9 protein-coding genes are annotated in these 8,605 nt (G+C 63.3%); 5 read left to right on the top strand and 4 right to left on the bottom strand.

Annotation, left to right across the window (positions count from 1 at the left end; genetic code table 11):
* Positions 1-205: 205 nt before the first annotated feature.
* Together AC3WL2_RS25685 and orn are read right to left on the bottom strand one after the other, a co-directional pair.
* Positions 206-817 carry a trimeric intracellular cation channel family protein gene (locus AC3WL2_RS25685; protein ID WP_023630647.1) on the bottom strand — a complete coding sequence of 204 codons (612 nt, stop codon included), beginning with the start codon at positions 815-817 and terminating at the stop codon, positions 206-208.
* 91 nt (positions 818-908) lie between these two features.
* Positions 909-1,451, bottom strand: a complete 543-nt coding sequence (gene orn / locus AC3WL2_RS25680) for an oligoribonuclease (protein ID WP_102682169.1) — start codon at positions 1,449-1,451, stop codon at positions 909-911.
* A 109-nt stretch (positions 1,452-1,560) separates the two neighbouring features.
* Here orn and rsgA point away from each other — a divergent pair, with 109 nt between their 5' ends.
* Both rsgA and AC3WL2_RS25670 read left to right on the top strand, forming a co-directional pair.
* On the top strand, positions 1,561-2,592 hold the full coding sequence (gene rsgA, locus AC3WL2_RS25675) for a small ribosomal subunit biogenesis GTPase RsgA (protein WP_102682170.1): 1,032 nt from the start codon (positions 1,561-1,563) through the stop codon (positions 2,590-2,592).
* 146 nt (positions 2,593-2,738) lie between these two features.
* Complete coding sequence (locus AC3WL2_RS25670) at positions 2,739-3,218, top strand: molecular chaperone Tir (protein WP_102682171.1); 480 nt, start codon at positions 2,739-2,741, stop codon at positions 3,216-3,218.
* Between the two features lie 32 nt (positions 3,219-3,250).
* Here AC3WL2_RS25670 and motB read toward each other — a convergent pair whose 3' ends face one another.
* Both motB and motA read right to left on the bottom strand, forming a co-directional pair.
* Positions 3,251-4,267 carry a flagellar motor protein MotB gene (gene motB, locus AC3WL2_RS25665; protein ID WP_102682172.1) on the bottom strand — a complete coding sequence of 339 codons (1,017 nt, stop codon included), beginning with the start codon at positions 4,265-4,267 and terminating at the stop codon, positions 3,251-3,253.
* 3 nt (positions 4,268-4,270) lie between these two features.
* Positions 4,271-5,122, bottom strand: a complete 852-nt coding sequence (gene motA / locus AC3WL2_RS25660; RefSeq protein ID WP_023630652.1) for a flagellar motor stator protein MotA — start codon at positions 5,120-5,122, stop codon at positions 4,271-4,273.
* A gap of 130 nt (positions 5,123-5,252) precedes the next feature.
* On the opposite strand from motA, the gene AC3WL2_RS25655 reads away from it, so the two are divergent.
* The 3 genes from AC3WL2_RS25655 to asd are packed head-to-tail and all read left to right on the top strand — an operon-like array spanning position 5,253 to position 8,516.
* Positions 5,253-6,788 (top strand): HDOD domain-containing protein, encoded by a 1,536-nt coding sequence (locus AC3WL2_RS25655; RefSeq protein WP_102682173.1) that lies wholly within the window; start codon positions 5,253-5,255, stop codon positions 6,786-6,788.
* A 45-nt stretch (positions 6,789-6,833) separates the two neighbouring features.
* Positions 6,834-7,643: a rhodanese-like domain-containing protein gene (locus AC3WL2_RS25650; RefSeq protein ID WP_102682174.1), complete on the top strand. Its 810-nt coding sequence runs from the start codon at positions 6,834-6,836 to the stop codon at positions 7,641-7,643.
* Between the two features lie 9 nt (positions 7,644-7,652).
* Positions 7,653-8,516, top strand: a complete 864-nt coding sequence (gene asd, locus AC3WL2_RS25645) for an archaetidylserine decarboxylase (RefSeq protein WP_038706897.1) — start codon at positions 7,653-7,655, stop codon at positions 8,514-8,516.
* The last annotated feature ends 89 nt before the right edge of the window (positions 8,517-8,605 follow it).

The raw sequence follows: 8,605 nt of genomic DNA, 5'->3' as shown, positions 1-8,605 counted from the left end.
CGTTCGGCCTCCTGAAGTCGCAATTTGTGTCGCCTGAACTATCGCGCACTTAGAAGCAAAAGCAGAGCAAGAGCAAGAGCAAGAGCAAGAGCAAGAGCAAGAGCAAGAGCAAGAGCAAGCAACTCTTCTGAACAATGGCTATATGACTACAGCTACAGCCCTGCCAGAACAATTCTGAATATAGTGGCTGCGCCGCAAAAATTCGCTATTGCTGATCATTGTAATGAAACTTCGGCATCTCCCAATGAAACCGAATCGCCAACAACCGCACCAGAAAACCGCCAAACAGTGTCAGCAGCATGGCCTGCTCCGCCGGCACCTTGAAGTAAACGCACCCCAGATAGAACCAAGCCGCCGCGAACGAAACACTGGCATACAGCTCACGCCGAAACACCAACGGAATATCGTTGCAGAAGATGTCCCGCAGGATGCCGCCAAACACCCCGGTAATCACCCCGCTGATGGAGGCGACAAGGAACCCCTGCCCCATCTCCAGCGCGGTCATGCAGCCGATCAGGGTGAACGCCACGAGACCCAGGGCGTCGAGCACCAGGAACAGCGACCGCAGGTGGCGCATCAATGGCGCGATGAAGATAGTCAGCAGCGCCGCGAAGCTGGTCAGCACCAGGTACTCGGGATGCTTCACCCAGGTCAGCGGGTAGTGCCCGAGCAGCACATCACGCACTGAGCCGCCACCCAGCGCAGTCACGCAGGCGATCAGCACCACGCCGAACCAGTCCATGCCACGGCGGCCAGCGGACAAGGCGCCGGTCATGGCTTCGGCGGTGATGGCGATGAGATAGAGCATCAGCAACATGGTGCAGGTCCGTGCGGGAAAGGCGCGCAGTCTACCCAGTCACGCGGGGCACCAAAAGGGGCGCGCCGATGATCGTCGGCGCACGGCAAGGTCAGACCTTGATGAAGTGCTCGCGATAGTGGCGCAGCTCACCGATCGACTCGCGGATGTCATCCAGCGCCAGGTGGGTGCTGCCCTTCTTGAAGCTGTCACGCACCTCCGGCGCCCAGCGCGCAGCCAGTTCCTTGAGCGTGGACACATCAAGGTTGCGATAGTGGAAGTAGTTTTCCAGCTCGCGCATGTGCCGATAGAGGAAGCGGCGGTCCTGGCAGATACTGTTGCCACAGATCGGCGACTTGCCCTTCGGCACCCACTGCTCGAGGAAGGCGATGGTCTGCGCCTCGGCCTCGGCCATGCTCACCTTGCTCTCGCGTACGCGCTGAGTGAGTCCTGAGTTGCCATGGGTGCGGGTGTTCCACTCGTCCATCCGCGCCAACACCTCATCACTGTGGTGAATGGCGATCACCGGCCCCTCGGCCAGGGTATTGAGCTCGCTGTCGGTGACGATGGTAGCCATCTCGATGATGACGTCGTTGTCCGGGTCCAGGCCGGTCATCTCCAGATCGATCCAGATCAGATTGTGTGGGTTCTGCATGAAAAGGCTCCTCGAATAGCCCGTCATATTAGCCTAGCGGGGCAGCTCGTGGGCGTGCCGTGCTAAACTGCCCGCCGTTTTCTTTCTGCCCCGCCTACTCGGAACCTTCATGGCCAAACGCCAGCTCAACCGCCGCCAGAACTGGCGCATCGAAAAGATCCAGGGTGAGCGCGCCGCCCGCGCCGCCAAACGCGAGCAGCACGTGCTGCAGGAACTGGAAGGCGGCGACCTGGGGCCAGAGCAACTGGGCCTGGTGATTGCCCACTTCGGCGTGCAGGTCGAGGTCGAGGCCCAGGACGGCGAGGTTGCGGGCCAGGTGTTCCGCTGCCACCTGCGGGCCAACCTGCCGGCGCTGGTGACCGGCGACCGTGTGGTCTGGCGCGCCGGCAATCAGGGCATCGGCGTGATCGTCGCGCAAATGCCGCGCAGCACCGAGCTGTGCCGGCCGAACAACCATGGCCAGCTCAAGCCGGTGGCGGCCAACGTCGACCTGATCGTCATTGTCTTCGCCCCTGCGCCCGAACCGCATCCCAACCTGATCGACCGTTACCTGGTCGCCGCCGAGCATGCCGGCATCCGCCCGCTGCTGCTGCTGAACAAGGCCGATCTCATCAACGACGAGAACGCCCCGACTCTCAACGCCATGCTCGAGGTCTACCGCGGCCTGGGTTACCCGCTGCTGGAGGTTTCCGCGCACCAGGGCGATGGCATGCAGCGCCTGCAGCAGACACTAGACGGCCATATCAGCGTGTTCGTCGGCCAGTCGGGCGTGGGCAAGTCCTCGCTGGTCAACAGCCTGCTGCCTGATGCAGGCACCCGTGTCGGCGACCTGTCGGAATGGTCCGGCCAGGGCACTCACACCACCACCACCGCGCGCCTCTATCACTTCCCCAATGGCGGCGACCTGATCGACTCGCCGGGCATCCGCGAATTCGGTCTGGGCCATGTCAGCCGTGACGATGTCGAAGATGGCTTCATCGAATTCCGCGAACTGATCGGCAACTGCCGCTTCCGCGACTGCAAGCATGACCGCGAACCTGGCTGTGCGCTGCTCAAGGCCCTGGAGGACGGCAGCGTTACTCAACAACGAATGAACAGCTACCGTTCGATCATCGCCAGCTTGCCGGAAGACACCTATTGAGGTGGCGGCAAACACGCCAGCATCGTAGGAAATTTTACCGGAGTAGGTAGGACCGCTCCGGTATTGCGGTCGCCTATTGTCCCTCCAGCTGCTTTCCCTGATGGTCATGGCCTTGTCATCGGTATTGATCAGGGAGGGCAGCACAGATGCCGGTATTCATCAGTTACCACCAGAACGAACGGCTCGATGCCTTCATCCTGAACGAGTGGCTGCTACTAGAAGGCATTCCCACCCAACTCGTCCCCTTCGACAGTGAAGGGCAGACCCACGACGACCTGCATGGCAGCTTTTGCCAACACATGGCCGATGCCACTCACTGGATCGGAGTGCTCTGCGAGGCCCATGCCGAAGGCTGGTGGACGGCCTGGCTACTGGGCGCTGCGGCCATGGCGCATCGGCGGGTGACTTTCTACCATGCTGGCTCGACTGACCTGCCGCAGCGCTTGGGCAAGTGGCCAGTAATGCGGGAACGAGAGCATATCGACCTGTTCGTGCGCGCCTATCATGACGAACAGACCTTTGGCCGGGCCATGGCTTCGCCGGCCGGGGGCGGCGCAGTGTCGGACAGGGACAATGCGGATTTCTTCCATGCCGATCTCAAGGCCAAGATCAGGCGGGGGTTCTGAATGCATCGGGGCCGCAAAGCGGCCCCTGTTACTTACTGGTCTTTGGCCTCGTCCATCTTCAATACGCCATCTTCGAAGATGTTCAGCTTCTGGCGCAGCTCACGCGGCTGCATCGGCGTATCGCCCGGTGTCGCGGCTGCACCTGGCGCTGCGCTCGCAGGCGGTGTGTCAGCGGCAGGCGGCGCAGCCTCCGGCTTGCCCTGTTCACCCTCGATATCGCGCTGCGCCTTCTTGGTGAGGACGATGATGTCGATACGGCGGTTGACCGGGTTGAACGGGTTGGCACGGTCGAACAGCGACGACGAAGCATAACCGACCACGCGGGCCACCTGCTCATCCGGATAGCCTCCAGCGACCAATGCACGACGCGCCGCGTTCGCGCGGTTGGCCGACAGCTCCCAGTTACCGAAATCGCCGGTACCGGAGTACGGCTTGGCATCGGTATGGCCACTGATGCTGATCTTGTTCGGCACCGCCTTGATGGTGTCGGCCATGGCCAGCAGGATGTCTTCGAAGTACGGCTGCAGGCGTGCGCTGCCCAGGTCGAACATCGGCCGGTTCTCGGCATCCATGATCTGGATGCGCAGGCCGTCCTGGGTGATCTCGAACAGGATCTGGTCCTTGAACTTCTGCAGCTGCGGGTTTTCCTCGACCTTGTTCTGCAGCTCCTGCAGCAGCAGCTCGAGGCGCTCGCGCTCGACCTGCTCGGCCATGGTCTCGACCTGATCCTTGTCCAGTTGCAGGCTGGTATCCGGCGTCGGTTCGGACTTCACTTCCGGGTTGATGGTCTTTTCCGGTGCCAGTTCTGGCGAGCCACCCAGATCGATGATGTAGGGCGTACCGCTTTCGGAGAAACCGATCGGGTCCTTGAAGTAACCGGCGATTGCGATCTTCTGCTCAGGCGTGGCGGTCGACAGCAACCACAGCACCAGGAAGAACGCCATCATCGCCGTGGCGAAGTCGGCGAAGGCGATTTTCCAGGCGCCGCCGTGATGGCCGTCGCCAAAGCGCTTGACGCGCTTGACGATGATGGGCTGATTGTTCTCCATGGCTTAGCGACCGCGTACTGCTTGTTCCAGCTCGGCGAAGCTCGGGCGGTGCGCCGGGTACAGCACCTTGCGACCGAACTCGACCGCCAGCGACGGCGGCATGCCGGAAGCCGAGGCCACCAGCGAGGCCTTGATCGCCTCGTAGACGTTCAACTCTTCCTTGGCATCATGGCGCAGGGCATTGGCCAACGGGCCGAAGAAGCCGTAGGCAGCAAGAATACCGAAGAAGGTACCGACCAACGCCGCACCGACGTGCAGGCCGATGGACTTCTGGTCACCGTCACCCAGCGAGGCCATGGTCACCACGATACCCAGTACCGCCGCGACGATACCGAAGCCGGGCATGCCGTCGGCGATCCCGGTCACTGCGTGGGACGGGTGCTCGAGCTCTTCCTTCATGCTCAGCAGCTCCATGTCGAACAGGCCTTCGAGCTCGTGGGGCGCCATGTTGCCGGTGGACATGATCCGCAGGTAATCGCAGATGAACGCGGTCATGCGCTCATCACCCAGCACCGCCGGGTACTTGGCGAAGATCGGGCTGGCCGCGGCGTCCTCGATGTCGCCTTCGATCGCCATCATGCCTTCACGACGGCTCTTGTTGAGGATCTCGTACACCAGGCCCAGCACTTCCAGGTAGAAGGTGTGGGTGAAACGGGTGCCGAACATCTTCAGCGACTTCTTGATCACATGCATGGTCATGTAACCAGGGTTGGCCTGGAGGAACGCACCAAAGGCCGCGCCGCCGATGATCAGCACTTCGAACGGCTGGATCAGTGCCGCGATCTTGCCGTGGGAAAGCACGTAGCCGCCGAGCACGCTCGCGAATACGACGATGATGCCGATAATTTTAGCCATAAGTTGGAAGCACTTGCTGTCGTGGTCAGGATAGGGAACGGAAGCTTGAAAACTCTTCTTCTACTTATCGGCAGAACTGCGCCAGACTATAGCCACTCATTGCGAAAAGCCAGTTCGGACTGATGTCAATATGCCAATTGAAACCAAGGTGCCAAGTCAGGCTCCGTCGAGTCTAGAGGCCTGGATCAAGCTGCTCGACGGGGTCCGCGTACCGGTGCCGAAAGAGAGCCATGATCGGGTGCTGCAGGCTATCAACGACAGCCGTCGCTCCCTGCGCGATATCGCCGAACTGATGCAGGATAGCCCCGCGCTGGTGCTCTGCGTGTTGCGCGAGGCCAACCACCCGGCCAACGCCAGCCAGGCCGAACCGGCCGAGAGCCTGGAAATAGCCCTGAACCGCCTTGGCCTGGCCCGCGTCAGCCAACTGCTGGCACGCCTGCCATCGCTGCCGGCCGACGAGATCCCGCCGGTGCTGCGCCAGTTCCTGCTGATCAGCCAGCATGCCACCCAGCAAGCCAACGGCCTGTTCGCCAGCCGCCTGGCGCGCCTGTGGCAGGAAATCCACTGGGGCAGCCTGCTGTTCCTCTCGCCCCTGTGGCCCCTGGCCCTGGTCTATCCCAAGCTGCTGGATACCTGGGAGCTGCGAGTTATCCACAAGGGCGAGGAAGCCGCTGAAGTCGAACAGCAACTGTTCGGCGTGCGCATCATGCAACTGTGCCAGGCCATGGCCGAGCACTGGCGCCTGCCCGAGTGGGTGACCCAGGGTTACCGCCTGCTGATGGACGAGCGCGAACAGCTGGCGCAGGTGCTGAACATCGCCCGCGAGCAGGACCCGCTTGTCCAGCAGCAGCGCCTGGACGAAGAGCCGGCCCTGCGCCGCTGGTTCAACCAGCCCCCGAATACCGTGCTGCTGGCCAACGGCCTTGCACTGGCCGCCCAGGTCGGCTGGGACAATCCGCATTTGCTGCGCTGGCAGCTGCTTACAGCCCTCTATCTGCAGACCACGCTGGACGATGTCCAGCAGCAGGTTCACCAACAGGCCGCGGCCAGTGCCCGCCATCACGCCCGGCATGCCCTGTTCCACCCGGCCGAGGCGCTGATCTGGCCTTGGCACCAGCGCCGCCCGCACCCGGACATGCTCACGCCGCCACCGCCCAGCACCGAGGACCTTGGTCGCTGGCGCAGGTTGTGCCAGGAGTTGCTCGCCCAGCCGAGCCCGTTCAGCAATACCGTGCACCTGGCCACCCAGGCCCGCGAAGCGCTGCTGGCGTGCGGCATGCAGCGTCTGATGCTGCTGAGCCTGGACAAGGCTACCGACTACCTGCGGGTGCAGCAGACTGCGGGCCTGCCCAAGGAAGCCGGCGTCATTGCGTTGCCGATCGCGCAGAACAAACTCCTGCAGAAACTGATGAGCAAGGCCGGGCAATTGCGCCTGACGCCCGAAAATCACGCCCAGTTCACCGCACTGCTGCCGGCGCCACTGCGCGCATTCTTCCGCAGCGAACACCTGCTGCTGCGCTCGCTGGCGGTCGGCGACCAGGTGCTGATGCTGGCGGTGGCGGACCAGGACGGCAAACCGCTGGCCGATGTCAGCGTGCAGGCATTCGGTAAAACCGTGCAATGCATCGAGCGCGCCCTGGCCCTCTTCGGCAACCGCCATTCATGATTGCCTTGCGCTACAATCGCCCCCTTTGCACCCTGGAGACCGTGGATGACTGACTTTTCCGGCTTGCCCCTGGTGATCGAAGCCGAGGACCTGCTGCCGCGCCTGGAATCGCCGCAACTGATCCTGGTCGACCTGACCAGCGCCAACCGCTATGGCAGCGGCCACATCCCCGGGGCGCGCTTCGTCGATCCCAAGCGCACCCAGCTGGGACAGCCGCCTGCACCTGGCCTGCTGCCGGCACGCGCCGACCTGGAAAAGCTGTTCGCCGAACTCGGTCATCGCGACGATGCGGTCTATGTGGTCTACGACGACGAAGGCGGCGGCTGGGCCGGCCGTTTCATCTGGCTGCTCGACGTGATTGGCCACCAGCGCTATCACTACCTGAACGGCGGCATACAGGCCTGGCCGGCGGACAAACTGTCCACCGAGGTGCCCGCCAGCATGGGCGGCGCGGTGAACCTGCGCCTGCACCCGGAGCCCACCGCCACCCGCGAGTACCTGCAAAGCCGCCTGGGCGCCGCCGACCTGGTCATCTGGGACGCGCGCGGACCACTGGAATACAGCGGCGAGAAAGTGCTGGCTGCCAAAGGCGGGCATATTCCCGGCGCGATCAACTTCGAGTGGACCGCCGGCATGGACCTCAACGACCATCTACGCATCCGCAAGGACATCTCTGAAGAACTCAAGAGGCGGGGCATCACTCCGGACAAAGAAGTGATCACCCACTGCCAGACCCACCACCGCTCCGGCTTCACCTACCTTGTGGCAAAGCATCTCGGCTATCCACGGGTGAAGGGCTATGCCGGTTCCTGGGGCGAATGGGGCAACCACCCCGACACGCCCGTCGAAGTTTAAGGACGCTCAATGAAATCCCGCTTGTTCATCATCAGCCAGTACCTGCTGCCGCACCACCTGCTGTCGCGGCTGGCCGGCTGCGTCGCCGAGTGCCGCGCACGCTGGTTCAAGAACGCCTTCACCGCCTGGTTCGCCAAGCGCTACCAGGTGAACATGTCCGAGGCACTGGTCGAAGACCTCAGCGCCTACGAGCACTTCAACGCCTTCTTCACCCGCGCCCTCAAGCCCGGCGCCCGTCCGCTGGACGAGACCCCCGGCGCGATCCTCTGCCCGGCCGACGGCGCGGTCAGCCAGCTCGGCCCGATCGAGCACGGCCGCATCTTCCAGGCCAAAGGCCACGGCTACAGCGCCCTGGAGCTGCTCGGCGGCGACCCGGCCCTGGCCGCGCCGTTCATGGGCGGCGAATTTGCCACCATCTACCTGTCGCCCAAGGACTACCACCGCGTGCACATGCCGCTGGCCGGCACCCTGCGCGAAATGGTCTATGTACCGGGCCGGCTGTTCTCGGTCAACCAGACCACCGCAGAGAACGTACCGGAGCTGTTCGCACGTAACGAGCGCGTGGTGTGCCTGTTCGACACCGAGCGCGGCCCGATGGCCGTGGTACTGGTCGGCGCGATGATCGTCGCCTCGATCGAGACCGTCTGGGCCGGCCTGGTCACGCCGCCGAAGCGCGAGCTGAAGACCTTCCGCTATGACGACGCCAGCCGTGCGCCGATCCATCTGGAGAAAGGCGCCGAACTGGGCCGCTTCAAGCTGGGCTCCACCGCCATCGTGCTGTTCGGGCCTGAGCAGGTGAAGTGGGCCGAGAGCCTCGGTGCCGGCTCCGCCGTGCGCATGGGTGAGCTACTGGCGCAGCCGGCCCAGGCCTGATTGACTGCTGCAACAAGAAAGGCCCTGCTCAGCAGGGCCTTTTTCATTGGGACCGCTACGCGGTCCATCGCCGGCAAGCCGGCTACCAC

Source organism: Pseudomonas sp. FW305-96 (assembly GCF_058783825.1).
This window is presented reverse-complemented; position numbering and strand designations above follow the sequence as displayed.